The 23095-nt window shown below is 69.9% G+C and carries 29 protein-coding genes; 13 read left to right on the top strand and 16 right to left on the bottom strand.

What is annotated here, in order from left to right; genetic code table 11:
* Positions 1–7 precede the first annotated feature (7 nt).
* On the bottom strand, positions 8–550 hold the full coding sequence (locus tag IE307_RS25275) for a DinB family protein (RefSeq protein ID WP_191301835.1): 543 nt from the start codon (positions 548–550) through the stop codon (positions 8–10).
* On the bottom strand, positions 547–1260 hold the full coding sequence (locus tag IE307_RS25270) for a hypothetical protein (protein WP_191301833.1): 714 nt from the start codon (positions 1258–1260) through the stop codon (positions 547–549). The genes IE307_RS25275 and IE307_RS25270 overlap by 4 nt, the downstream gene beginning before the upstream one ends.
* A gap of 57 nt (positions 1261–1317) precedes the next feature.
* Between IE307_RS25270 and IE307_RS25265 the strand changes: the two genes are divergently transcribed.
* The 3 genes from IE307_RS25265 to IE307_RS25255 all read left to right on the top strand — a co-directional run bounded on the left by IE307_RS25265 (position 1318) and on the right by IE307_RS25255 (position 3205).
* The gene (locus tag IE307_RS25265; RefSeq protein ID WP_191301831.1) at positions 1318–2283 is read left to right on the top strand and encodes a prenyltransferase/squalene oxidase repeat-containing protein; all 966 of its coding nucleotides are present in this window, start codon (positions 1318–1320) and stop codon (positions 2281–2283) included.
* Between the two features lie 35 nt (positions 2284–2318).
* Positions 2319–2507: a hypothetical protein gene (locus IE307_RS25260; RefSeq protein ID WP_191301829.1), complete on the top strand. Its 189-nt coding sequence runs from the start codon at positions 2319–2321 to the stop codon at positions 2505–2507.
* Positions 2508–2686: 179 nt separating this feature from the next.
* Positions 2687–3205, top strand: a complete 519-nt coding sequence (locus IE307_RS25255; protein ID WP_191301827.1) for a DinB family protein — start codon at positions 2687–2689, stop codon at positions 3203–3205.
* Here IE307_RS25255 and IE307_RS25250 read toward each other — a convergent pair whose 3' ends face one another.
* The gene (locus IE307_RS25250) at positions 3206–4786 is read right to left on the bottom strand and encodes a sulfatase-like hydrolase/transferase (RefSeq protein WP_191301825.1); all 1581 of its coding nucleotides are present in this window, start codon (positions 4784–4786) and stop codon (positions 3206–3208) included.
* A 78-nt stretch (positions 4787–4864) separates the two neighbouring features.
* On the opposite strand from IE307_RS25250, the gene IE307_RS25245 reads away from it, so the two are divergent.
* Positions 4865–5527, top strand: coding sequence for a RibD family protein (locus IE307_RS25245; protein ID WP_191301823.1), 663 nt, complete (start codon positions 4865–4867; stop codon positions 5525–5527).
* Here the strand turns inward: IE307_RS25245 and IE307_RS25240 are convergent.
* Complete coding sequence (locus IE307_RS25240; protein ID WP_191301821.1) at positions 5508–5909, bottom strand: DoxX family protein; 402 nt, start codon at positions 5907–5909, stop codon at positions 5508–5510. The two genes, IE307_RS25245 and IE307_RS25240, sit on opposite strands and share 20 nt — an antisense overlap.
* Positions 5902–6636: a CDP-alcohol phosphatidyltransferase family protein gene (locus IE307_RS25235; protein WP_191301819.1), complete on the bottom strand. Its 735-nt coding sequence runs from the start codon at positions 6634–6636 to the stop codon at positions 5902–5904. Before IE307_RS25235 ends, IE307_RS25240 begins: the two co-directional genes overlap by 8 nt.
* 41 nt (positions 6637–6677) lie before the next feature.
* On the opposite strand from IE307_RS25235, the gene IE307_RS25230 reads away from it, so the two are divergent.
* Entirely contained in the window at positions 6678–7661 is a 984-nt protein-coding gene (locus IE307_RS25230) for a zinc-dependent alcohol dehydrogenase (RefSeq protein ID WP_191301817.1), read from the top strand.
* On the top strand, positions 7648–8340 hold the full coding sequence (locus IE307_RS25225; protein WP_191301815.1) for a creatininase family protein: 693 nt from the start codon (positions 7648–7650) through the stop codon (positions 8338–8340). The genes IE307_RS25230 and IE307_RS25225 overlap by 14 nt, the downstream gene beginning before the upstream one ends.
* On the opposite strand, the gene IE307_RS25220 is transcribed toward IE307_RS25225, so the two are convergent.
* The 4 genes from IE307_RS25220 to IE307_RS25205 are packed head-to-tail and all read right to left on the bottom strand — an operon-like array spanning position 8257 to position 11351.
* A complete protein-coding gene (locus IE307_RS25220) occupies positions 8257–9216 on the bottom strand; it encodes a lysylphosphatidylglycerol synthase transmembrane domain-containing protein (protein ID WP_191301813.1) in 960 nt (319 codons plus the stop codon). The two genes, IE307_RS25225 and IE307_RS25220, sit on opposite strands and share 84 nt — an antisense overlap.
* On the bottom strand, positions 9216–9995 hold the full coding sequence (locus IE307_RS25215; protein WP_191301811.1) for a class I SAM-dependent methyltransferase: 780 nt from the start codon (positions 9993–9995) through the stop codon (positions 9216–9218). The genes IE307_RS25220 and IE307_RS25215 overlap by 1 nt, the downstream gene beginning before the upstream one ends.
* Entirely contained in the window at positions 9992–10963 is a 972-nt protein-coding gene (locus IE307_RS25210; RefSeq protein ID WP_229905047.1) for a glycosyltransferase family 4 protein, read from the bottom strand. Before IE307_RS25210 ends, IE307_RS25215 begins: the two co-directional genes overlap by 4 nt.
* The gene (locus tag IE307_RS25205) at positions 10941–11351 is read right to left on the bottom strand and encodes a 6-pyruvoyl trahydropterin synthase family protein (protein WP_191302155.1); all 411 of its coding nucleotides are present in this window, start codon (positions 11349–11351) and stop codon (positions 10941–10943) included. The genes IE307_RS25210 and IE307_RS25205 overlap by 23 nt, the downstream gene beginning before the upstream one ends.
* A 92-nt stretch (positions 11352–11443) precedes the next feature.
* Here IE307_RS25205 and ribA point away from each other — a divergent pair, with 92 nt between their 5' ends.
* Positions 11444–12079 (top strand): GTP cyclohydrolase II, encoded by a 636-nt coding sequence (gene ribA / locus IE307_RS25200; protein WP_191301807.1) that lies wholly within the window; start codon positions 11444–11446, stop codon positions 12077–12079.
* Positions 12080–12117: 38 nt separating this feature from the next.
* Entirely contained in the window at positions 12118–13299 is a 1182-nt protein-coding gene (locus tag IE307_RS25195; RefSeq protein WP_191301805.1) for an amidohydrolase family protein, read from the top strand.
* Here IE307_RS25195 and IE307_RS25190 read toward each other — a convergent pair.
* The 3 genes from IE307_RS25190 to IE307_RS25180 are packed head-to-tail and all read right to left on the bottom strand — an operon-like array spanning position 13257 to position 14838.
* Positions 13257–14201 carry an NAD(P)-dependent alcohol dehydrogenase gene (locus IE307_RS25190; RefSeq protein ID WP_191301803.1) on the bottom strand — a complete coding sequence of 315 codons (945 nt, stop codon included), beginning with the start codon at positions 14199–14201 and terminating at the stop codon, positions 13257–13259. The two genes, IE307_RS25195 and IE307_RS25190, sit on opposite strands and share 43 nt — an antisense overlap.
* Positions 14201–14362, bottom strand: coding sequence for a helix-turn-helix transcriptional regulator (locus IE307_RS25185; RefSeq protein ID WP_191302154.1), 162 nt, complete (start codon positions 14360–14362; stop codon positions 14201–14203). Before IE307_RS25185 ends, IE307_RS25190 begins: the two co-directional genes overlap by 1 nt.
* A gap of 53 nt (positions 14363–14415) precedes the next feature.
* On the bottom strand, positions 14416–14838 hold the full coding sequence (locus tag IE307_RS25180) for a hypothetical protein (protein WP_191301801.1): 423 nt from the start codon (positions 14836–14838) through the stop codon (positions 14416–14418).
* Between the two features lie 149 nt (positions 14839–14987).
* On the opposite strand from IE307_RS25180, the gene IE307_RS25175 reads away from it, so the two are divergent.
* Complete coding sequence (locus IE307_RS25175; protein WP_229905046.1) at positions 14988–15836, top strand: serine hydrolase; 849 nt, start codon at positions 14988–14990, stop codon at positions 15834–15836.
* A 153-nt stretch (positions 15837–15989) separates the two neighbouring features.
* Here the strand turns inward: IE307_RS25175 and IE307_RS25170 are convergent, their stop codons facing one another.
* From IE307_RS25170 to IE307_RS25155, 4 genes are read right to left on the bottom strand one after another with little or no spacing between them, the layout of a single operon-like run.
* Positions 15990–16349: a VOC family protein gene (locus tag IE307_RS25170; protein ID WP_191301799.1), complete on the bottom strand. Its 360-nt coding sequence runs from the start codon at positions 16347–16349 to the stop codon at positions 15990–15992.
* Positions 16346–16693 carry an MmcQ/YjbR family DNA-binding protein gene (locus tag IE307_RS25165; RefSeq protein ID WP_191301797.1) on the bottom strand — a complete coding sequence of 116 codons (348 nt, stop codon included), beginning with the start codon at positions 16691–16693 and terminating at the stop codon, positions 16346–16348. The genes IE307_RS25170 and IE307_RS25165 overlap by 4 nt, the downstream gene beginning before the upstream one ends.
* Before the next feature lie 44 nt (positions 16694–16737).
* Entirely contained in the window at positions 16738–17280 is a 543-nt protein-coding gene (locus IE307_RS25160; protein ID WP_191301794.1) for a DUF6939 family protein, read from the bottom strand.
* Between the two features lie 39 nt (positions 17281–17319).
* Complete coding sequence (locus IE307_RS25155) at positions 17320–18210, bottom strand: DMT family transporter (protein WP_229905045.1); 891 nt, start codon at positions 18208–18210, stop codon at positions 17320–17322.
* 22 nt (positions 18211–18232) lie between these two features.
* On the opposite strand from IE307_RS25155, the gene IE307_RS25150 reads away from it, so the two are divergent.
* The 4 genes from IE307_RS25150 (at position 18233) to IE307_RS25135 (ending at position 23051) form a co-directional block, all read left to right on the top strand.
* Positions 18233–19627: an aminotransferase-like domain-containing protein gene (locus IE307_RS25150; RefSeq protein ID WP_191301790.1), complete on the top strand. Its 1395-nt coding sequence runs from the start codon at positions 18233–18235 to the stop codon at positions 19625–19627.
* A 67-nt stretch (positions 19628–19694) separates the two neighbouring features.
* Positions 19695–20129 (top strand): Fur family transcriptional regulator, encoded by a 435-nt coding sequence (locus IE307_RS25145; RefSeq protein WP_191301788.1) that lies wholly within the window; start codon positions 19695–19697, stop codon positions 20127–20129.
* 18 nt (positions 20130–20147) lie between these two features.
* Positions 20148–22367, top strand: coding sequence for a catalase/peroxidase HPI (katG, locus tag IE307_RS25140; protein ID WP_191301786.1), 2220 nt, complete (start codon positions 20148–20150; stop codon positions 22365–22367).
* A gap of 57 nt (positions 22368–22424) precedes the next feature.
* Positions 22425–23051 (top strand): amidohydrolase family protein, encoded by a 627-nt coding sequence (locus tag IE307_RS25135; protein ID WP_191301784.1) that lies wholly within the window; start codon positions 22425–22427, stop codon positions 23049–23051.
* Positions 23052–23095 lie beyond the last annotated feature (44 nt).

The raw sequence follows: 23095 nt of genomic DNA, 5'->3' as shown, positions 1-23095 counted from the left end.
GGCCGAGCTACGTCCGGAGAGCGTTCGCCGCGGTGAGGACCACGTCGTAGTAGCCGTCCGGGTTGTCGGCGCCGGAGCGGCCGTCGATGAGCTCCCGCACGACGTCGCAGTGCCCGGCGTGCTGCGCGGTCTCGGCCACGACTCGGGTGAGCAGGTGCCCGAAGGTGGTCTGCCTGCGGTGCTCCGGCCACCACTGCACGGAGGCGGGCGCGTCCAGAGGCAGTTCCGCGATCGACTCGTCGGAGTGCTTCCAGGCCGCCCGGTACAGGTCGACGACGTAGTCGCGGCTCTCGGTGGGCTTGACCCACATGTCGCCGTTCTCCCAGATCGACCTGTCCTCGACCCACGGCAGCGTGAACGACGCCGGACGGCCCGCGCTCGTGCCGAGGTAGCCGAGCTCGATCCCGACCAGGTGCTTCACCAGGCCGAGCAGGTTGGTGCCGCTGGGCAGGAGCGGGCGGCGCACGTCGTACTCACTCAGACCGTCCAAAGAGGACAGTACTGAGTCGCGTGACTCCTGGAGGTAGTGCCGGAGGTCCTCGGCGATCATGTTCCGACCTTCACTTCCTTCGGGTCCGCGACGGTTTGCCGCGGTGGGGGCAGGACGTCGGGCGCGGTGCCCCACTGGCTGTACACGGCGGTGAGGCGCCGGGTCTGGCGGTCGGCGGACGGCGTGCTCTGCTCGACCCGGACCACCCGGTTCTCGTCGTCGACCTCGACGACGAGCCGCACGTCGCCGTTCGTGTGACCGCCCGAGTGCGGCACACCGCCCGCGGTGAACACGTACCGGTCGCCGTCCCGTTCGGTGAGCCGCAACGTGTCGCGGTCCGTGTCCCCGAACAGGTTGCCGGGGTGGTAGTCCTGCGTGGCCATGGAGAGGTCCCTCGAGTACGGGCCCACCCACGGCGCGTCGTTGAGGCCCATGCCGGAGAACGTCTTGCCGGGCGGCAGGACGAGGTCGCTGTGCTGCAGGTAGCCGTCGTCGCCGACGGTCAGCCAGCGGTAGTCGGTGCTGCCGTACTTGCTCTCGCGGTGCGCCGTCACGTCCGCCTGCGGGGTGGCGCCGGCGCTGCCGACGTGCTGCACGCCCGCGTAGGTCTGCTGGCGAGGGTCTTCGCCCTCCACCTGGATCTGGACGTCGAACCGCACCGACCCCTGCTCCTGGATCTCCTGCCGCCATCTCTTGAGCAGCGCCGCGGGGTCGGCGGGCTCCGCGGCGCACGCGGTCAGCACCAGCAGCAGGGCCAGGACGAGACGCATGCCACGAGTCTGGCAAAACCCGCTGCCTCCGACGCCGGGAATGAGAAGGTCGGGGACGTGCAAAAACTGATCATCGCCGCCCTGCTCGGCGCCTCCCTGGTCACCACCGCGGCACCCGCCTCGGCCGGCACCGCCCATCGCGTCGACGCCGCCGCCGGGTGGCTCGCGAGGCAGATGGCCGACGGCGAGCGCCTGGAGACCGAGTTCGGTGGGGTGAAGTACCCGGACCAGGGTCTGACCATCGACGCGATCTTCGCGTTCGCCGCCGCCCGCACCGCCGACGACTACGCCGACCGCGCCATCGCGTGGCTCGCGAAGCCCGAGGTCTCGGGCGCCTACCTGGGTACCGACGGCGAGTCCTACGCCGGCGCGCACGCCAAGCTGGCCGTGGCCGCGCGGGTGAAGGGCAAGAACCCGCGCGCGTTCGCCGGCGTCGACCTCCTCGCCGGGCTCAAGGCCCTGCGAGCGCCCTCGGGCCGGTTCACCGACCGCTCGCAGTTCGGCGACTTCTCCAACGCCTTCACCCAGTCCTACGCCCTGCTCGCCCTGGGCCGTGACGCGTCCGGTGCCGCCTACCTGGCCGCGAGCCAGTGCGCCGACGGCGGTTTCCCGGTGACGTTCGAGACCTCGCCGTGCGTGAGCGACGTCGACGCCACCGCGATCGTCGTCCAGGCGCTGCGCTCGCAGGGCAAGCCGGTCGGTGCCGCCGTGACGTGGCTGAGGTCGAAGCAGCAGGCCGACGGCGGGTTCCCGAGCGCGCAGGGCGGGTCGAACGCCAACAGCACGGGTCTCGTGGCCCAGGTCGTCGGAGGCGTCGCGGCCGTCAAGGCGCGTTCCTACCTGAAGTCGGTGCAGGTCGGGTGCGGTAGCGCGGACAAGGGCGCGATCGCGTTCGACGCGTCCGGGTTCGACAGGGCCACCGCCACCCGTGCGACGGCCCAGGCCGTGCTGGGCCTGACCGGCGCGAACCTCGTGACGCTGCGCAGCGGTGGTCCGGATGGAGCACCGGCGCTGTCCTGCTGACGTTTGCGCGTCCGGTTCCACGGCAATCAGAGGGCATGAGCGAACACCAGTTCACGACGCCCGAGGGTGGCGGCGAGCCCGTCGACGAGGAACCGGACGCGATCGCGGTGGTGGAGGACGGCGAGCACGTCACCGCCGCCGAGGAGACCGCGATGCACATCGAGGAGTCCGAGGAGGGCGGCGGCCGCGTCGACCGCCCCGGCGACGGCTACCTCGACAGCTGATTCAGCTCGACTGATGAGCCACCATCGGGTGATTTACGCACAGTTACGCGCAAGTCAACGCGTTCTCGCTCGAATGTCGCTCGAGCATCGCTCAAGCGGCCGTCCCTCTAGGACACAAGCTGACCGCAAGTGGTCATACAGTCCTTCTTGTCGGGACGAACGAGCGAAGGACGAGAGCGATGACCACCACCGAGACCCTCACCGGCGAGCGCGCTGACCTCCTCGAGGCCCTGCAGCAGAACCGCTGGTTCCTGAGGTTCACCGCGCAGGGTCTGAGCGACGAGCAGGCTGCGTTGACCCCCACCGCCAGCGAACTGAGCGTCGGCGGGCTGATCAAGCACGTCTCGACGGTCGAGGCGAGCTGGATCAAGTTCATCGAGGAGGGCACCTCGGCGATGGAGCCCGACCCCGAGTCCGAGCCCTACGCGAGCCACGAGGCGAGCTTCCGCATCGCCCCCGGCGAGACGCTGCAGGACCTCCTCGCGCGCTACGAGGAGGTCGCGGCCTACACCGACGAACTGATCAAGACGGTCGACATGGACCTGTCGCACCCGCTGCCGTCCGCTCCGTGGTTCCCCGAGGGCAAGAAGTGGACGGCGCGCCGGGTGCTGGCGCAGGTCGTCGCCGAGACCTCGCAGCACGCGGGCCACGCGGACATCATCCGCGAGACGATCGACGGCCAGAAGACGATGGGCTGATCACGCCTTCGGCGGGGAGAAGGCCGAGAGGAACTGGTCCCGGAAGTCGCTCATCCGCGACACCGGGGCCGACCCTCCCGGCTTGATCCCGTCGTCCCACTTCCAGGACTCGGCCTTCTGCACCACGGCCGGGTCCTTGGCGACGATGGTGATCGGCACGTCCCGGGAGGCTCCCTCACCGGTCACCATCTGCGCCGGCTGGTGGTCGCCGAGGAACACCATCACGAGGTTCTCGTCGCCGTAGCGCTCGAGGTACGAGATCACGGACTCGAGCGAGTACGAGACGGAGTGCGCGTAGTCGGCGCGCACGGCCGCCGGGTCGCGGCCGAAGATGGACTCCGGCGGGTCGTTCGAGGCGGGCATGGTCGCGTAGACCGAGCCGTCGCCGAGCTTCTCCCAGTCCACGAAGTCCGGCGTCGGCGACCACGGCGCGTGCGAGGACACCATGGGGATCGCCGCCATCACCGGGCCGTGTTGCTTCGAGCGTTCGTTGCGCTGGAACGACTCCAGCGTGAACTGGTCCGGCGTCGTCGCGTAACCGAAGCGCGGGCCCTGGTAGCCGAGGTCCTGTGCGGCGTAGATCTCGTTGTAGTGGAAGAAGTCGCCTTCCGGCCACGCCTGCGTGATGCCGGGAACGACCCCGACCGAACGCCACGACGACTCGCGGAACGCGCGCGGCAGCGTCAGCCGGTCGGAGGCCACGAGGTTGCGGTAGCGCTGCTGGTTGTCGATCCACAGCCCGGACAACAGCGTCGCCTGCGCCATCCAGCTGCCACCGCCTGCCGTCGGCGAGGTCAGGTACGCCGACTTCGCCGTGTACCCGGCCGCCTTCAGCCGCGAGTCGCCGTCGGCCAGTTTCGAGGCCACGTCCGGCAGGTCGAGCGCCGACTTGCCGTAGCTCTCCACGAACGTGAAGACGACGTCCTTGCCCTGCAACGAGGACAGCAGATCGGGGCGCCCGCGGAACGCGTCGACCGAGGCCTCCGCCGCGAACACCTCCTTGTCGTTCAGCCCCGCCTGGACGCGCCGGGCGTGGTCGACCAGCGACGTGGCGGCGGCGTCGGAGTAGACCGGGACCCCGGGAACGGCGAGCGAAACGCAGGCCACGGCCAGCAGTGCCACGGCGCGGATCGCGACCGGGCGCCGTCCGGCGGCGACGGAACCCAGCCGCAGCACGGAAAGCGACGCCAGGCAGACGATCCCGGCGACCAGTGCCACCGCGAGCCCCACGGCCAGCACCGAGGCCAACCGGCCGAACGTCACGTCCACGAAGTCGATGGCGGGCACGAGCAGCGGCCAGTCCAGGACGAGGTCGAACGGCCGGTACAGCACCATGTCGAAGCCGATGTCCATGATCTTGACGACGGTGAACAGCCCGAGCGCGACACCGCCTGCGATGGCCGCGGGCCTGCGGAACCGGTCCGGCAGCAGCACCAGCACCATGACACCGACGAGGCCTTCGAGGGGCACCCGCAGGAACGCCTCGAAGGAGAACTTCTCGAGGTCGCTCGGGGCGATGAGCACGAACAACACGAACAGCCCTGCCAGGACCGTCATCGTCCGCCGCAGCAACGTCTTCACCGAACACCCCTTTTCCGAAGCCCATGAGGTAAACGCGCCGGGGCACGCCACCGGTTCAACTGCTCTAACATCGGCCACGTGACCCGCCCGCACGTTCTGCTCAGCGTCGCCGTCAGCCTCGACGGCCACATCGACGATCGCGGGACCGAGAGGTTTCCGCTTTCCAACGCCGAGGACTTCGACCACGTCGACCGGTTGCGCGCGGAGTCGGACGCGATTCTGGCCGGAGCCGAGACGTTGCGCCGCGACAACGCGCGACTGCTCGTCTACAGCGATGAACGACGAGCGCAGAGAACAGCCGACGGCAAACCGGAGTTCCCGTTGCGCGTCACCGTCACCAGGAGCGGTCAGCTGGACCCTGAGCTGCGCTTCTGGCACTGCGGCGGCGATCGGCTGGTCTACACGAGGAGCGCGGGAACCACCGTCGACCACCTCGCCGAGACGAAGACCTTCAGCGAATTCTCCGAGATCGTCGACGATCTCGGAGCGCGTGGCGTGAGAAAGCTCATGGTCGAAGGCGGCACGAGCATTCACACCGCGTTCCTGCAAGCCGGACTGGCCGACGAGATCCGGGTGGCGGTGGCACCGATGCTGATCGGACAGGCGACGGCCCCGCGTTTCGTGAATCCCGCCGAATTCCCCGGTGGACCGGCACGCCGGTTCCACCTGGAGGACGTCACGAAAGTCGGGGACGTCGCGGTGCTCCGCTACTTCCCGAAAGTCACTTCCGAACGAGCTTGAGCGCACCGAAGATCTGCTCGCGGCGGTAGACCGCGATCACCAGCGCCCACACCATGAAGATCAGCGGCATCGTCGCGTCGTCGATGCCGCCGTTGGTGACGAGGAGCATCTCGGTGAGCGCCGCACCGGCCATGATGCCCGCCAGCGCGAGTGCCGCGAGGCCGCAGATGGGCGGGATGAGCAGGCCGATCGCGGTGCCGATCTCCAGCACACCCGTGAAGTAGCGGAACCACTGGCCGAAGCCGATGTCGTCGAACTTCGCGACGAACGAGTCGGTGAACAGGGCGTAGCCGTTCATGAAGAACTGCACGGCGAGCGCGATCTGCAGGATCCAGACGACGACGTTGCCGACCTTCGCCGCGATTGAGGTCTGCTCAGACATGCCGGGATTCTCCCACCGCGACGGCGCTGTTGTTCCACAGCCACAGCACATCGCGACCGAACGACCACACCAGCGATGCCAACGCGAGACCGACGAGCACCCCGGCGAACGGCAGCAGGCCCGACGCCGCCACGACGAGGAAGATCCCCTGGACCGCTGCCACGACCTTGCGGGCGTAGCTGGCGGGCAGCGGCGCGTTCATCCAGCGCAGGCGCCACGAGGCGGCGACGAACACGTACCGCATGAGCCCGATCGCGAGCACCCACGGCCCCATGTGCACGGCCACGTACGCGCTGAGCACCAGGATCAGGAACGCGTCGACCTCCATGTCGAACCGGGCGCCCAGCGCGGTCGAGGTGCCCGTGCGGCGGGCGACCTGGCCGTCCACCCAGTCCAGCGACAGCGCGACGGCCGCCAGCGTGACGACCAGCGCGACCGGGACGTCCTGCCCGGCGCGGTCCGCGACCAGCGCGGTCACGGCGCCGACCATCAGGCCGCGCCCCAGCGTGACCCGGTCAGCCGGTCCCAGCGCCGAGGTGCGGTGCCGTTGCATGCCGTAGCCGAGGAACGCCCAAGTGGCGAACCCGTAGGCGAGGCCGGCGGCCCAGCCCATCGGGCCGAGACCGGCTGTGGCACCGACCACGCCCAGCGCGAGGACCTGGAGTCCCGCCCAGATGGCAGGCTCCCGCAGGACGGGTGCCGTCCTGGTGTGCTGAAGTGTGATCATCAGGTGCCCCTAACGAACTTCGTGCGGCGGAGGTGTTGTGAGTGACACGTACGGCGAGTGCCTTTTGGCTCAATGAATCCGGAAACGGGGAGGTTCGGCAGGTCGCGCTGGCCGAGCCCGGGCCGGGCGAGGTCGAGGTGCGCACGCTGTTCTCGGGCGTGAGCCGCGGCACGGAGACGCTCGTGTTCCGCGGCGGGGTCCCGGAGAACCAGTACTCGCAGATGAGGGCTCCCTTCCAGGAGGGCGACTTCCCGTGGCCGGTCAAGTACGGGTACCTCAACGTGGGCGTCGTCGAACACGGACCTTCGCACCTGAGCGGGCGCACGGTGTTCTGCCTCTATCCACACCAGACTCGTTACGTGGTCCCGGAAACGTCGGTGACGCTCGTGCCGGAGGCGGTTCCCGCCGCCCGGGCGGTGCTGGCGGGGACGGTGGAGACCGCGGTCAACGCCGTGTGGGACGCGCGTCCGCTGGTCGGCGACCGGATCGCGGTGGTCGGCGGCGGCATGGTCGGGTCGAGCATCGCGGCGGTGCTGGCGACGTTCCCCGGCGCCCGCGTCGAGCTCGTGGACGCCGATCCGGCACGCGCGGAGATCGCCCGGCGGCTCGGTGTCGGCTTCGCCCTGCCGGGCGACGCCCTCGACGGCTGCGACCTCGTCTTCCACGCCAGTGCGACCGAACCGGGCCTCACCACCGCGCTGAACCTGCTCGCGCCGGAGGGCCGGGTCATCGAGCTGAGCTGGTACGGAGACAAGAAGATCTCCGTGCCGCTGGGCGAGTTCTTCCACTCGCGCCGGCTCACGATCCGCAGCAGCCAGGTGGGCGTGGTCGGCCGCCCGGACCGCACCTACGCCGAACGCATGGCCGTCGCGCTCGACCTGCTCGCCGACGACAGGTTCGACGCGCTGATCACGGGCCACAGCGCGTTCGAGGAACTCCCGGACGTCATGCCGGAGCTGGCCGACGGCGCGATTCCGGCGCTGTGCCACCGGATTGACTACGGTCAGGCCCATGTTCCCGAGTGACACCACGGCCGACGTCCGCGGCAAGAGCGTGGCCGTGCTCCCGGTCGGCAGCACCGAGCAGCACGGCCCGCACCTGCCGCTCGCCACGGACGCGGTGATCGCCTGGACCGTCGCGTCGGAGATCGCCGCGAGGTACCCCCAGGTCCGGCTGCTGCCGCCGATCCAGTTCTCGTGCTCGCAGGAGCACGCCGACTGGCCCGGCACGGTCAGCATCTCCGCGCGCACGCTGATCTCAGTCGTCACGGACATCGCGGACTCCTTGCGGCGCAACGGTGTCACGAACGTCGTGCTGGTCAACGGCCACGGCGGCAACTACGTGCTGTCGAACGTCGTGCAGGAGGGCGAGGGCCTGGCCCTGTTCCCCGGACGGGACGACTGGGCGTTCGCGCGGGAGAAGGCGGGCATCGAGACCTCGGCGTACAGCGACATGCACGCGGGTGAGCTGGAGACCTCGATCCTGCTGCACGCGCACCCCGATCTGGTCCGTCCCGGCTACGAAAGCTCTGACCACCTGGCGGAGGACCGGCGGCACATGCTCACCCTGGGTCTGGCGCCGTACACGTCCTCCGGCGTCATCGGGCGGCCCTCCCTCGCGTCAGCGCGCAAGGGCGAGCTCCTGCTCGCGGGCCTGGCCGAGTCGTTCCGCCACCACCTCGACCTGTTCGGTCCTGCGGCGTGACAGGAACAGCACGACCCCGCCGGGCAGTGCGGCGATGAGCGCCAGCACGCCGTAGACGATGCCCGTGGTGAAGCCCTGCGCGGCGCCCAGCCCGGCGGCGCCGAACGCCACCGCGAGGAACGCCTCGCGCGGGCCGAACCCGCCGATGTTGACCGGGATCGCCATGATCAGCAGCGCCAGCACCACGACCGGCGCGAGCTGGGCGATCGTGGCGTCCGACCCGGCGGCGCGGGCGGCCACCAGGAACATCGCGACGTACCCGGCGACCGTGGCGGCGGACAGCCCGATCACGGCCGGCCACGTCCGCAGCGACAGCAGCCTGATGCCGTCGGCGAGCGTGTTGACCAGCACCCGGCGCACCGGCCCGACCTGCCAGCCGACGACCGCCGCGAGGGCCAGACCCGCGAGGACGAGCGCGACCGTGGTGCCGTCCGGCGCCAGGTCGAGGCCGGGCGCGGGGTGCGTGAGCAGCACCGCGAGCCCGATCCCGATGAGCACGACCTGGCCGGCCATGCGCTCGAAGAACACGGCGCGCACGCCCCGTCCGACGTCGCCCGACTCACGGCCGTGGTTGACCGCGCGGTGCACGTCACCGAGCACGCCCGCGGGCAGCACGGCGTTGACGAGCTGGGCGCGGTAGTAGTCGCTGACCGCGGCGCGCAGGGTCAGCGGCAGGCCGAGGCGGCGCGCGACGAGCACCCAGCGACCCGCGCTGAGCACCGTCGTCACGAGCCCGATCGCCAGTGCGGCGGCGACGGAGAACGCGTCGATCGCGCGCAGTCCGTCGAGGAACGCCCCGGTGCCCAGGCGCACGCCCAGGGCCACCAGGATCCCCAGTGCCAGCACCAGGCGGAGCCACGGCCAGAACTTCTTCATCACACAGCTCCCGGTAGTGCCAGCAGGTCGACGTGGTGGACCACGACGGAAGCCTCTGACCTGCGGCGCAGGTACTCGGAGACCTCCGACATGAGTGCGGGTTCCTGCTCCACCGCGGCGTCGACCCAGCCCTTCAGCCATTCCTGCTGCAGGGCGTCGCCGTTCATGCGCCAGGGGCTCTGTGCCGTTCGAACCGAGGCTCCGGCCGCCACGAACGCCTCTTCGGCTGCGGCGGGGGCATCGGGCCCGAGGAGACGACGACCGTCCACGACGCGGCGCTGGTGGGCGTTGAACGCGTCCTGGAAGGCGGCGTCGAGCGGCTCGGCCGGGTCGAAGTCGATCCGGCCTGCCACCGAGAGCGTGAACAGTGCGGGCACATGAGCTTCTACGCAGGCCATGGCCAGTTCGTTCATCTCTTCGGCGGTGAGCAGGTCGAGCAACGCGGAGCACGTGACGAGGTCGGCGCCCGCGAGGTCGGTGGCCTTCAGGGACGTGAGGTCGCCCTCACGCGTTTCGGCGGTGACGTCCGGCAGCTCGTTCATGCCGGCCTCCGCCAGCCCGAGCAGCCGGGGGTCGCGGTCGTGCAGCACCCAGTGCTGCGCGCCGCCGAGCCTCCCGGCGAGCCAACGTCCCATCGATCCCGTTCCACAACCGAGGTCACGGATCGTCAGGGGGTTTCGGTTCACCAGAGTTTCGCGGACCACGTCCACGAGCTCCGTCGAGCGTGCGGTCGCGTCGGCGGTTTCCCGCAGTGCCAGCCATTCCGGGGCGAAGGTCATGGCCGGAGCGTAGCCAGCACCCTCCGCAGGTCCTCTGTGGATTCGTCCCATGTGGACAGAACGGTCCGCCGGGCGAGGGCCCTGGAGCGCAACCCCGACCGAAAATCTTGATCTTGGAACCAGCGTGTTAGTGCAGCTTCCAATGCATTTTCGTCCCCGGCCGGAATGAGTAGGCCGCCATCACCGAGCGCGTCCGGGACAGCGCTCGCGATGACCGGCAGACCGTGTGCGAGAGCCTCGGTGACGACCATGCCGTAGGTCTCGGCGCGGGAGGCCAGCACGAAGAGGTCGGCACTGGCGTACGCGCTGGTCAGCGCCTCACCGGCGAGCGGTCCGGGGAAGCTGACGCGGTCGTCGCGGGGAAGCTCCCGCAGGAACGGCCGGTGCGGGCCCACGCACGTCAGCCGCCAGTCGCGTTCGATCCGCCGCAACGCGCTGACCAGCAGGTCGTGGCCTTTGCGAGGTGTGATGGACGCGACGCAGAGCAGGTGGTGGACGCCGTCCGTGCCGTGTGCGAGCGGCGCCGGATCGGTGCCGGGGACGACGACGTGGACGTGGCCGAGCCCGTGCCTAGCCCTGATGTCCCGCGCGGCGGTCGGGCTGGTCGCGACGACCGCGCTCGCGGCCCGCAGGACCTGGCCTTCTTTCTCGTTCAGAACCGCGGCGACCCGCGGGTCGAGGCCCGTCTCGTCGGCCAGCGGGAGGTGCACGAGCACGGCGAGCCTAATCCGCCGGGCGTGAGGGACGACCACCTCGGGCAGACCGCATCCGACCAGGCCGTCGAGGAGCACGACGTCCCCGTCCGGGATCGCCGCAAGCGCTTGCTCCAACGCCCTGGTGTCGCTCGGGCGCGGCCAGTCGCCAGCGACGGTCACGCGGTTCAGGCCCGCGCTCACGCGCAGGTCGTAGACGTTGCCGCCGCTGGGACTGCCCGGGTCCTCGACGTCAGCCGGAAGGACGAAGTGCACGTTCGTAGGCCGCCCACGCCACATGCGACTCGTGGAGTGTGACGGCGATCGCATCGATCCCGTGAGCGCCCTCACCCAGCGCGCCCTCGGAGATCTTGTCCGCGAGCTGGTCGGCGATGTGCTTCGCGAGCCACTCCGTGGACGTGTTGATGCCCGCGAACTGCGGTTCTTCGTCCAGGTTGCGGTAGTTGAACGCGGCCAGGACCTTGTTCAGCTCCTGGGTCGCGAGTCCGATGTCGACAACGATGTTGTCCGAATCGAGCTCAGCCCGTTTGAACGTTGCGTCCACCAGGAACGTTGCTCCATGCAGACGTTGTGCCGGCCCGAAGACCTCGCCGCGGAAACTGTGGGCGATCATCACGTGATCGCGAACGGTGATGCTGAACAGGGTGACCTCCGCTGTGCGGTCGGGTTACGGTGCGACCTCCATCCGAGCGTAGCTGCACGTTCGGAAGGCGCCTGGCGACAAGGGGACCCGAGATGTTCGAGCAGACCTTCAACGAGGAAGACGTGGCGGAGTCCGACCTGGTGACACGCCGTGGCACCTTCCGCGCAGTCGCGTTCCGCGCGGACGGTCACGAACACATGGCTCTCGTTTACGGCAAAACGAAGCTGCGCGAGAACGTGCTGGTGCGCATCCACTCCGAGTGCATGACCGGTGACATCTTCGGTGCGATGCGCTGCGAGTGCGGCGAGCAGCTCGACGCCGCGCTGAACACCATCGTGCGTGAGGGCAGCGGCATCCTCGTGTACCTGCGTGGGCACGAAGGCCGAGGAATCGGTTTGGTGTCGAAGATTCGCACGCACGTGCTGCAGGACCAGGGACTGGACACGTTGGACTCGGCGACGTCGCTCGGCCTGCCCGTCGACGTGCGCGACTACACGCCCGCGGCGCGCGTGCTCAAGCATCTGCGCGTGCAGTCCGTGCGACTGATGTCCAACAACCCGGACAAGATCGCGGCTCTGGAGACGAACGGGATCACGGTCACCGCACGGGTGCCGTCGCTGATGACGCCCAACCAGCACAACATCGCGTACCTGACCGCCAAGCGCGACCGGCTCGGTCACGACCTGCCCCAGGTCGAGGGGTTCACGACCCTGCCGCACGCCCGCTGACCGTTGCTTTCCCAGCATGTGGAGCGCAGGATGTGCCCATGCTGGCGCTGCGGGCAGGGCGTGCGTTCGACGGTGAGCGGACCGTCGCCGGCCCCGTCACGGTCATCACCGAGCACGGCAAGATCAAGGCTCTTGAGCAGGGCCATCCCGACGTTGCGGGTGCCGAGGTCGTCGACCTCGGCACCGCCACCGTCCTGCCCGGACTGATCGACACCCACGTGCACCTGTGCGCGGACAGCGAGAACGGCGCGCTGGACCGCCTGCCCGAGTTCACCTCCGAGCACCTCGACGCGGTGATCGCGGACGGCCTCGACCGCCACCTCCGTGCCGGCGTCACGACCGTGCGCGACCTGGGCGACCGCGCGTGGGCCGTGGTGGACCAGCGCGACCGGCACCGGCAGCGCGTGCTCGCCTCCGGCCCGCCCATCACGAGCCCTCGTGGTCACTGCTGGTCGATGGGCGGTGAGGCGTCCGGTGACGAGGCCCTGCGCCAGGCGGTGCGCGAGCGCGCCGAACGCCGGACGGACGTCGTCAAGGTCATGGCCAGCGGCGGGTTCGCGACCCCCGGCACGATCGTCGACGACTGCCAGTTCACCGAGCACGAACTGCGCGTGGTGGTCGAGGAGGCCCATTCGCTCGGCCTCCCGGTGACCGCCCACGCCCACAGCCTCACGGCCGTCCAGCGGGCCGTGGCCGCGGGCGTCGACGGCATCGAGCACTGCACCTGCCTGTCCGGCGGGGCGATGGTCGTCCCCGTCGAACTGATGGACTCGCTGGCCGAGGCCGACATCGCCGTCTGCCACACGCTCGGTGCCACGCTGGAGCCGCCTCCCCACATCCGGGAGGCGTTCGCGCGCATGGGGATGAGCCTGGCGGCCAAGATCAACGCGGTCGGCCGCATGTACGACCACGGTGTGCGCACGGTCTCCGGGACGGACGGCGGCATCGGCGCGGGCAAGGCCCACGGGATCACCGCCCACGCGCTCGGCGACATGATCGAGGCCGGCGTGCCGAACTCGGTGGTGCTGGCGAGCGCCACCAGTGAGGCGGCCAGGGCGTGCGGCGTCAGCAAGGGCGTGCTGAAGCCCGGCTGGGACGCGGACATCATTGCCGTGCAGGGAGATCCCATGCGGGACATCACGGCGTTGCACCACGTGACGACCGTGGTGATCGGTGGTCAGATCGCGACGACCGTCTTGCCGATCGACCGCCGCGAGTAGACGTGGTCGACCGCGTCGAGCGCCTCCGACAGCGGGAACACCTCGCCCACGGCGGGTTTCACGTCACCCGCCTCGATGAGCACGCGCAGCTCGTCGAAGATCTCGCCACGCTCCTGAGACATCAGCGGCACGAACTTCTGCTTGACGAAGAGGTTCAACACCAGCGAGAACAGCGACTTCTCGAACCCTCCCGTCACCGCTCCCCCCGTCTCCGCGCCGACCAGGACGACGCGGCCGCCCTCGACCGTCGCCTTGCGCAGCCTGGACAACGTCCTGCCACCACCGCAGTCGAGGATCAGGTCGTACGTGCCGGTGAAGTCCGCGACCGTGTGGTCGAAGACCTCGTCGGCGCCCAGCGATCGCACCAAGCCGACCTTGCTCGTGCTGCACACACCGGTCACGTGCGCGCCCAGTGCTTTCGCGATCTGGACGCCGTACGACCCGACGCCACCGCCCGCACCGAGCACCAGAACCCGTTGCCCCGCTTGAACTCCGCGGAGCCCCTGCAGCGCCGTCCCGCCCGAGATCGGCACCGCGGCCGCCTCGGTGAACGAGATCCCCGCCGGTTTGCGCGCCAGCCGTGAGACCGGCGCAACGGCGTACTCGGCGAACGACCCCTCGCACGTGCCGAACACCTCGTCGCCGACCTCGAACCCGGTGACGTCCGGCCCGATCTCCTTCACGACACCGGAGACGTCGCGGCCCGGCACGGGCGACTTCGGCCCGCGGAACCCGAACCCGAGGAACCGCACCAGGTACGGCTTCCCCTCGAGCAGGTGCCAGACGCCCATGTCGACGCCCGCCGCCCGCACCTCCAGCAGAACCTCGCCCTTCCCAGGCACAGGCACAGCGAGCTCACCGAACACCGCCGATCCGTATCTTCGTTGCACGACAGCCTTCATCACTCCTCCTCCGGGTACTGGAACACCTCTTCGAGCGACACCCCGAACACACGCGCGATCTTGAAAGCGACTTCCAGCGAGGGCGAGTACTTCCCCTGCTCGATGGCGATCAACGTCTGCCTCGTCACGCCGACGGCCGCGGCGAGATCGGCCTGCTTCATCTCGTCCCGCGCGAACCGCAGGGCGCGGATGGAGTTGGTGACCTTGGTGGGCTTCACGCCATCCCCCGCCGGTAGAGCGCGATCTTCGCCAGCGAGCCGAGCACCGCGGACAGCACGAAGGACAGGTAGAGCACGTTCGCGATCCAGAAGTACGGCGCCTCGACCACCGCGAGCGCCATCGCGGAGACACCGCCGATGACGACGAACGACTGGCCGACGTGGTCGCCGAACCGGCCGATCTCGCGGTCGCGCTCGTCGGCCTGCAGCCCGTCGTCGCGCGCGGCGATGCCGAACCAGATGCCCGACACGATGCCGGCGACGATTCCGAGCCCGATCGTCCAGAGAAGCGGTGTGACGTACGGCGCATCCACCAGCGGCCGGCCTGCCGCTCCAGTCAGCACAAGCACGACGTACAAGGCATATCCGGCCACGGCGATAACAGCTAATGCCCACGCCTGCTTCTCTTCGAACGCCATGGTCCCGCTCCTGATGTCAAAGAAACCTGACATCACCAAGGTAAAGCGAACCGGACACCGTGTCAAACATCTTTGACTTAACCTCACCTGGATCGGCGCGTCCGTATGGCGGTCGACCGCCTCCGATCGGACCCATTAGCGTGCGGCCCATGCTCCGTCCGATCCTCGTCGCGTGCGCGCTCGCCCTCACGGCGTGCGGCCACGCAGTGACGGCGGAACCGCCCGCCGCCGCGCACACGCCGGCGGCGGCGCCCCTCGTCGCGACCCCCGAGGTCTGCCCGCTGCCCGACAGCGGGTTCGAGTGCGACTTCCAGAAGCGCCTGAAGGCCGCGCAGGACTACGCCGAGACCAGGCCGGGCTCCGTCGGGTTCGTGCTGCGCGACCGCAAGACCGGCGCGGTCTGGCGCAACGACCACGCGAGCGACATGACGTGGACCGCCTCGACGATCAAACTCGCGATGGTCGTGAACCTGCTGGAGCGCCACCGCGCCGGCAAGATCAAGCTGTCCGCCGGGGACCGCACGCTGATGAACGCGATGCTGCACACGTCCGACGACGACGCGGCGGACTCGTTGTGGAAGAAGTACAACGGCACGACGTTCAACGCGGCGTTCGGCAAGTACGGCATGACCGATTTGGTGCCACAGAAGGGTTACTCGCCTGCGTTCCCCTACTGGGGCTTCGAGAAGTGCACGGCGAACGACCTCGACCGCCTCATGAACTACGTCCTCGACACCGTCCCCGCCGACGACCGCGAGTACATCGTCGGGCAGATGCGCGAGGTCGGACCCGTGCAGCAGTGGGGTGTCTGGGGCCCCGACTCCGGCGCGAAGAACGGCTGGTCGGAGGAGGACGGCGGCTGGGTCATGAACTCCGTCGGGTTCGTCGGGCAGGACGAGCGGTACACGCTCGCGATCATGAACAACCTGCAGGGCGAGGGCGCCTACGACGACGGCCGTGCGACGGACACGGAGATCACGCGCATCCTCTTCCGCTGAGCGTCAGCGGGGTGGCGGTTGCCGGCGTGAGAACCGACCACTGAGGACACCACGGGATCGCCGTGCCGGAACTGCGCGCGCAGGCCCGCAGCGGTGACGGCTCCGTCACCGTGGCACCGTCGGGGGCGGTGCTCGGGTTGCGCCGGCGCTCCGTCAGCCCTGAACGGACTCCCACAGGCAGAGCACGGTGCCCTCGCTGTCCTTCACGTACTGCGACACCCCGTAGTCGCCCACGCGCTCCTTGGCGTTGAGCACCACGCCGCCCGCCTCCTCGACCTTGCGCGCCACGTCGTCGACGCTCGGCACGTCGATGATCAGCACCGGCCCCCGCACGAACTCGGTGCGCGGCGAGATGCCCCCGTCCGCGTCGTTCACGTCGACCGGCTCCCCGTCCGTGTCGACGAGCACGTAGTCGAACGGCAGCCGCTGCGCCGACCAGCCGAAGACGTCGCGGTAGAACGCCGTCGCACGAGCGAGGTCGTCGGCGGGCAGCTCGAACTTGACCCTGGTCATCGCGCGAGGTCCGGCACCTGGGCGACGAGCTCCTCCGGCGCCGACAACCGCCACGCCTCGAAGACCAGCTCCTTCATCTCGTCGGCCTCGACGCCCTCCAGGTACACCACGACCCAGCCGAAGCCGCCGGCCGTGAACTGCACCTCGAACACGTCCGGCCGCTCCGCCACGAGCGCCAGCTGCTCGGACAGCGTCTGCTTCAGCCCGACCGTCTGCGTGCGCGGCCAGTAGTAGCCGAACACCTTGCCCCGCACGCGGAACGTGTCGTACTGCTGCCCCGACGAGCGCTTCGCCTCCGCGAGCCCGTCCACGATCTTGAAGAGCTGCTTGTTCGATGTCGCCACTGCCGACCCCCAAAGCCGAAGAGCGGAAAGTATAAATCCGGCTTTCAGGACGCGTGCGCCTCGAGCCTCCCGAGATGATCAACGATCAGAGCGGCGTGGGACAGCGGCGTGCCGAGGTCCTCGACGTCACCGTTGGTCGTGTAGTCGAGCAGCACGACATCGGCCGACGAGGCCAACTCCCGCAAGCGCGCGACCTCGGCCCGCAACCGGTGCTCCAACACCCAGCGGTAGGCGGGTAAGTAGATCTCCTGCCGAGCCGTCAGGTAGTCGAGAAGCCGCTCTCCCGCCACGCCCGCCCGGTGCCCCCGCACCTGCCCGAAGCGCCGGACCGTGCGCTTCAGCCCCTTCATCGACGTCACCGCGAGCTTCGACGGGTCGACGTCCGCGCTCTCGAAGACCTTCAGCGCCTGCCACAACCCCTCGACGGACTCGCTCGTCACGCCGGGCGACAACGGCACGGGAATCCGCCCATGCGGGAAGAACGGGCTGAAGCGCACCCACGGCTCAGGGCCGCGGGAGGTCACGTCGATGACCACCGCGTCCGGGCGCTTCACCTTGCGACGCTTGCTCGCGACTTCGATCGGCATGGGTCGAGGATGGCAGGAGGGTCTGACAATTCCGGACGGTCAGCGCACCGGCTGGGCCATCGCGGCTGTCGTCGACGGGACACGACTTCGTTGGGTCAGCACCACGCACACGAGCACGACGGCCGCGGTGGCGAGAGCAGGCCAGCCGACCGGTTCGCTCAGCACCAGTGCCGACCACATCAGCGTCAGAACCGGCTGGGCCAGCTGGATCTGGCCGATCTTCGCCACGCCGCCCGCGGCCAGGCCCGCGTACCAGGCGAAGAAGCCCAGGAACATCGAAATCAGGGCCACGTAAGCGAAACTGAGCCACACGACGCCGTCGGCGCGCGAGAAGTCCGCTGTGTACAAGGAAACCGGGATCGTCACGGGCAGCGAGACGACCAGGGCCCAGCAGACGGTTCGGGCGCCGCCCAGTTCGCGGGAGAGCGCGCCGCCCTCGGCGTAGCCCAGGCCGCACAGGACGACGGCGATCAGCAGGTAGACGTCGGCCAGGCCCAGCGAGCCGGAGAAGCCCCCGCCGGTGGCCACGAACGCCAGCACGGCGAGCAGGCCCGCGCCGCTGGAGAGCCAGAACGCGACAGGTGGGCGTTCGGAGGCGCGCACGACCGCCCAGATCGCCGTGGACATGGGCAGCACGGCGATCACGACGGCGCCGTGGGCCGAGGTTTGCGTGGTGAGGGCCAGGGACGTGAAGAGCGGGAAGCCGATGACGATGCCCAGGGCGACGACGACCAGGCGGCGGATCTGCGTTGCCGTCGGGCGGGGCGCACGCGATAACGCGAGGTAGCCGATCGCGAGGACGCCGGCGACGAGTGCGCGGCCGAACGCGACGAACCACGGGTCCAGACCCGCTACCGCCAGGCGGGTGGCCGGCAGGGAGAAGCTGAAACCCAGCACGCCGAGCGCGCCGAGTGTTACCCCCGCTGGCACGATAACGTTACTCTTGGCTCTCATGAATGAGGATAACGCAGCCGTCCGCGTTATCGAGGACCTGAGAGCGGCGGCACGTGCCGGTCGTGCCGGCGACCGCATGCCCTCGGTGCGCGACCTGATGGCGCGGCACCGGGCCTCGCCCGCGACGGTGCAGCAGGCGATCCAGCGCGTGGCCGCCGAAGGACTGGTCGAGGTGCGGCCCGGCCGGGGCAGTTTCGTCGCGCCGCGCGCGGCGGCGTCCAGTCAGGACCTGTCGTGGCAGGCCGTCGCGCTCGGCGAGGGCAGGCCGGGTGAGGACCTGGTGGCGAACCTCGTCGCGGTGCCGAAGCCCGAGGCCATTCCGCTGACCAGCGGGTATCTGGACCCCGACCTGCAGCCGACCGACGCGCTCGGCGCCGCGCTCAGCCGGGCCGCGCGCCGGCCCGCTTCGTGGGGGCGCGTGCCGGTCGAGGGCAAGGAGGAGCTGCGCGCGTGGTTCGCGAAGGAGGCCGGTGGCGAGCTCAGGGCCGGTGACATCACGGTGTGCGCGGGCGCCCAGGAAGCGCTCGCGACGGTGTTCCGCGGGCTCGGTGACCGCGGTGACGCCGTGCTGGTCGAGTCGCCCACCTATCTCGGCGCGATCGCGGCCGCGCGCGACGCAGGGCTCAAGGTCGTTCCCGTGCCGGCGGACCAGGACGGTGTGCGGCCGGACCTGCTGCAGGCCGCGTTCGAGCGGACCGGCGCGAAGGTCTTCTACTGCCAGCCGTTGCACGCGAACCCGCACGGCGCCGTGCTGTCCGACGAGCGACGTGCCGAGGTCATGCGGATCGTGCGCCGCGTGGGCGCGTTCCTGGTCGAGGACGACTGGGCGCGCGGCTTCACGGTCGACGGCACCGCGCCGCCGACGCTGGTCTCGCAGGACACCGACGGTCACGTCGTCTACGTCCGCTCGCTCACCAAGGTCGCCGCGCCCGGACTGCGCGTCGCCGCGATCGGGGCCCGCGGACCGGCGGGCACGAGGCTCAAGAACACCCGCTCCCGGCAGGACCTGTACGTCGCGGGGCCGTTGCAGGAGGCGGCGATCGACTTCGTGACGTCCCCGGTCTGGCGGCGGCACCTGCGCACGCTCCAGCAGTCGCTGAGGTCCCGGCGGGACGCTCTGGCGCGGGCGATCGCCGAACACCTGCCGGAGTTCGAGGTCGCGAGGTCGTCCGGCGGGCTGCACCTGTGGGCCGCGCTGCCGGACGGCGTGGACGACCTGGAGCTGACGACGGCCGCCGCGGCCCGCGACGTCGTGGTGATCCCCGGACGGGTGTGGTTCGCCGCTGAACCACCCGGCGGTTTTCTTCGTTTGACCTATGGCGGCGCACCCGAGCACGTGCTCGCCGAGGGTGTTCGGCGACTGGCCGACGCGATGGCGGCCGTGCGGCGGTGACCGTTTCGGGTGAATGGCATCGTTCGTTAACTTGACTCACTCCAGAAAAGACGGCAGGGTGGCGACCGTGCCCACGGCTTCGGATTTCGAGCGCATGCTGCGGGGAGCGTCCCTTCGGGTGACGGCTCCGCGGATGGCCGTGCTGTCCGCGGTGCACTCCCACCCGCACGCCGACACGGACTCGATCATCGGTGTCGTGCGTCAGAACCTCGGCGCGGTCTCCCACCAGGCCGTGTACGACGTGCTCCGCGCGCTGACCGGAGCCGGCCTGCTGCGCCGCATCGAGCCCCAGGGCTCGGTCGCCCGCTACGAGGCGCGCGTCGGGGACAACCACCACCACGTCGTGTGCAGATCCTGCGGTGCCATCGCCGACGTCGACTGTGCGGTCGGCCACGCGCCCTGCCTGGACGCATCCGACGACCACGGGTTCGTCATCGACGAGGCCGAGGTCATCTACTGGGGCTCCTGCCCCGAGTGCACGACCGCCGCGAAAAGTTCCTGAACACCCGGAAGGATTCCCGTGTCCGACAGCACTGACGCCAAGGTGAGCGAGTCGAAGGGTGAGTGCCCGGTCGCCCACAGCCGGCGCAGCCACCCCAGCGAGGGCGGCAGCAACCGAGACTGGTGGCCGAACCAGCTCAACCTCCGGATCCTCCGCAAGCACCCCGTCCAGGCGAACCCCATGGGCGGCGACTTCGACTACGGCCAGGCGTTCCTGACCGTCGACCTCGACGAGCTGGCGCGCGACGTCGACGCCGTGCTGACCGAGTCGAAGGACTGGTGGCCCGCGGACTTCGGGCACTACGGCCCGTTCATGATCCGCATGGCGTGGCACAGCGCGGGCACCTACCGCACCCACGACGGCCGCGGTGGCGCCGGCGCGGGCATGCAGCGCTTCGCGCCGCTCAACAGCTGGCCGGACAACGGCAACCTGGACAAGGCCCGCCGCCTGCTGTGGCCGGTCAAGAAGAAGTGGGGCGCCAGGGTCTCCTGGGCCGACCTCATGATCTTCACGGGCAACCGCGCGCTGGAGACCATGGGCTTCGAGACCTTCGGCTTCGCCGGCGGCCGCAACGACGTGTGGGAGCCGGACGAGGACGTCTACTGGGGCCCGGAGACCGAGTGGCTCGGCGGCGACACCCGCTACAGCGGTGAGCGCGACCTCGAGTCCCCGCTCGCGGCCGTCCAGATGGGTCTGATCTACGTCAACCCCGAGGGCCCGAACAGCAACCCGGACCCGCTGTCCTCCGCCCGCGACATCCGCGAGACGTTCAGCCGCATGGGCATGAACGACGAGGAGACCGTCGCGCTCATCGCCGGTGGCCACACCTTCGGCAAGGCGCACGGCGCGGGCGACCCGTCGCTGGTCGGCTCCGAGCCCGAGGGCTCGCTGATGGACGCGCAGGGCTTCGGCTGGATCAGCACGCACGGCACCGGCAAGGGCCGCGACGCCATCACCTCCGGCCTGGAGGTGACCTGGACGCAAGAGCCCACCAAGTGGACGAACCTGTTCTTCAAGAACCTGTTCGAGTTCGAGTGGGAGCTCACCAAGTCCCCGGCCGGCGCGCACCAGTGGAAGCCGAAGGGCGACGCGGGCGCCAACACGGTGCCGGACCCCGAGGACGGCACGCTCAACCGCCAGCCGATGATGCTGACCACGGACCTCGCGCTGCGGATCGACCCGATCTACGAGCCGATCTCGCGCAAGTTCGCGCAGGACCACAAGGCGTTCGCCGAGGCGTTCTCCCGCGCGTGGTTCAAGCTGACGCACCGCGACATGGGCCCGATCCAGCGCTACCTCGGCCCGCAGGTGCCGCAGGAGGAGCTGATCTGGCAGGACCGCCTCCCGGTCCGCGACCACGAGCTCATCTCCGCCGACGACGTCGCGTCGCTGAAGGCGAAGCTCCTCGAGTCCGGCCTCTCGGTCTCGCAGCTCGTCAAGACCGCGTGGGCCTCGGCCGCGTCGTTCCGCCAGAGCGACAAGCGCGGCGGCGCCAACGGCGCCCGCATCCGCCTCGAGCCGCAGCGCGGCTGGGAGGTCAACGAGCCCGACCAGCTCGCCCAGGTGCTGCGGACGCTGGAAGGCGTCCAGGAGGCGTTCAACAGCTCCGCGACCGGCGGCAAGAAGGTCTCGCTGGCCGACCTGATCGTCCTCGGCGGCGCCGCGGCGATCGAGCAGGCCGCCAAGGCCGCGGGCCACGACGTCGAGGTGCCCTTCCTCGCCGGCCGCACCGACGCCACCCAGGAGCAGACCGACGCCGAGTCGTTCGCCGTCCTGGAGCCCAAGGTCGACGGCTTCCGCAACTACGGCGGCAAGGCCACCCCGCTGCCGTCGGAGTACCTGCTGATCGACAAGGCCAACCTCCTCGGCCTCTCCGCACCGGAGATGACCGTGCTGGTCGGCGGCTTGCGCGTGCTGGGCGCCAACCACGGCGGCTCGACGGCCGGCGTGCTCACGGCCAAGCCGGAGACCCTGACCAACGACTTCTTCATCAACCTCCTCGACATGGAGACGGAGTGGAAGTCGGTCAGCGAGGACGAGGAGAACTTCGAGGGCCGCGACCGCGCCACCGGCGCCGTCCGCTGGACCGCCACCCGCAACGACCTGGTGTTCGGCTCGAACTCCGAGCTGCGCGCCATCACCGAGGTCTACGCGAGTGACGACTCCGCCTCGAAGTTCGTCACGGACTTCGTCTCCGCGTGGACCAAGGTCATGAACGCGGACCGCTACGACGTCTGACAGTTCGCTTTTCCGGTACCCCAGGCCGTTTCCACGGCCTGGGGTACCTTCGTCTTCGTGGGGGTCCGGATCTCGGGAACAGTTCTGCCGTCGCGCGAGCAGGTCTCGTTCGTCGTGGACGGTGACCGGTTGCGCGCCGAACCCGTGTCCACTTCGGACTCCCTGTGGCTGCTGCCGGGCCTGGTCGACGTGCACTCGCATCCCGGCATGGAGAAGCCCGGCGACGCCTACTCCCACACGATGTTCCGCGACCACATGCTCGCGCACCGCGCCGCAGGCGTGCTGACCGTGCGCTCCCCCGGCTCGCCCGACCCGGTCGCGGACCGCCCGGACGACCTCGACCTGCCGCGACTGGTGCGCGGCGGCACCTGGCTCGCCCTGCCGGGCCTGTTCTTCCCCCTCTACGGCAGGCGCGTCACCGAGGAGTCGCTGGTCGCCGCCGCTGTCGAGGAGGCCGCCGCGACGGGGTGGTGCAAGGTGATCGGCGACTGGATGCCCGACGATCCCCCGGTGCCACTAGGCGCTGTCCTGCAAGTTCGTCAGGTGAGAGACGCGGGCGAGAGTCCCGGAGGCGGTGCCGCCGCCACGCCCTCATACCGGGCGTATTCGGGCGTGGCGGCGGTGCCGTCTCCGGGGCCCTCGTCCGCCGCTGTCGCCCGACGAGACTTGCAGGACAGCGCCTAGCTTGAGTTTTAACCTGTTCGGCGGGGTCGCGGGTTGCTGGATCT

Origin of the sequence: Lentzea cavernae, from assembly GCF_014653695.1 — a bacterium.
In the GTDB taxonomy this organism is placed as follows: domain Bacteria; phylum Actinomycetota; class Actinomycetes; order Mycobacteriales; family Pseudonocardiaceae; genus Lentzea; species Lentzea cavernae.
The sequence above is the reverse complement of the archived record's forward strand: the minus strand, read 5'-3'. Positions and strand labels throughout refer to the sequence as shown.

Excerpts from the sequence above, each read along its gene's own strand:
- IE307_RS25275 (WP_191301835.1), bottom strand. The coding sequence starts at position 550 with ATGATCGCCGAGGACCTCCGGCACTACCTCCAGGAGTCACGCGACTCA.
- IE307_RS25270 (WP_191301833.1), bottom strand. The coding sequence starts at position 1,260 with ATGCGTCTCGTCCTGGCCCTGCTGCTGGTGCTGACCGCGTGCGCCGCG.
- IE307_RS25260 (WP_191301829.1), top strand. The coding sequence starts at position 2,319 with ATGAGCGAACACCAGTTCACGACGCCCGAGGGTGGCGGCGAGCCCGTC.
- IE307_RS25255 (WP_191301827.1), top strand. The coding sequence starts at position 2,687 with ATGACCACCACCGAGACCCTCACCGGCGAGCGCGCTGACCTCCTCGAG.
- IE307_RS25240 (WP_191301821.1), bottom strand. The coding sequence starts at position 5,909 with ATGTCTGAGCAGACCTCAATCGCGGCGAAGGTCGGCAACGTCGTCGTC.
- IE307_RS25235 (WP_191301819.1), bottom strand. The coding sequence starts at position 6,636 with ATGATCACACTTCAGCACACCAGGACGGCACCCGTCCTGCGGGAGCCT.
- IE307_RS25225 (WP_191301815.1), top strand. The coding sequence starts at position 7,648 with ATGTTCCCGAGTGACACCACGGCCGACGTCCGCGGCAAGAGCGTGGCC.
- IE307_RS25220 (WP_191301813.1), bottom strand. The coding sequence starts at position 9,216 with ATGAAGAAGTTCTGGCCGTGGCTCCGCCTGGTGCTGGCACTGGGGATC.
- IE307_RS25215 (WP_191301811.1), bottom strand. The coding sequence starts at position 9,995 with ATGACCTTCGCCCCGGAATGGCTGGCACTGCGGGAAACCGCCGACGCG.
- ribA (WP_191301807.1), top strand. The coding sequence starts at position 11,444 with ATGTTCGAGCAGACCTTCAACGAGGAAGACGTGGCGGAGTCCGACCTG.
- IE307_RS25195 (WP_191301805.1), top strand. The coding sequence starts at position 12,118 with ATGCTGGCGCTGCGGGCAGGGCGTGCGTTCGACGGTGAGCGGACCGTC.
- IE307_RS25190 (WP_191301803.1), bottom strand. The coding sequence starts at position 14,201 with ATGAAGGCTGTCGTGCAACGAAGATACGGATCGGCGGTGTTCGGTGAG.
- IE307_RS25185 (WP_191302154.1), bottom strand. The coding sequence starts at position 14,362 with ATGAAGCAGGCCGATCTCGCCGCGGCCGTCGGCGTGACGAGGCAGACG.
- IE307_RS25180 (WP_191301801.1), bottom strand. The coding sequence starts at position 14,838 with ATGGCGTTCGAAGAGAAGCAGGCGTGGGCATTAGCTGTTATCGCCGTG.
- IE307_RS25175 (WP_229905046.1), top strand. The coding sequence starts at position 14,988 with ATGCTCCGTCCGATCCTCGTCGCGTGCGCGCTCGCCCTCACGGCGTGC.
- IE307_RS25170 (WP_191301799.1), bottom strand. The coding sequence starts at position 16,349 with ATGACCAGGGTCAAGTTCGAGCTGCCCGCCGACGACCTCGCTCGTGCG.
- IE307_RS25160 (WP_191301794.1), bottom strand. The coding sequence starts at position 17,280 with ATGCCGATCGAAGTCGCGAGCAAGCGTCGCAAGGTGAAGCGCCCGGAC.
- IE307_RS25150 (WP_191301790.1), top strand. The coding sequence starts at position 18,233 with ATGAATGAGGATAACGCAGCCGTCCGCGTTATCGAGGACCTGAGAGCG.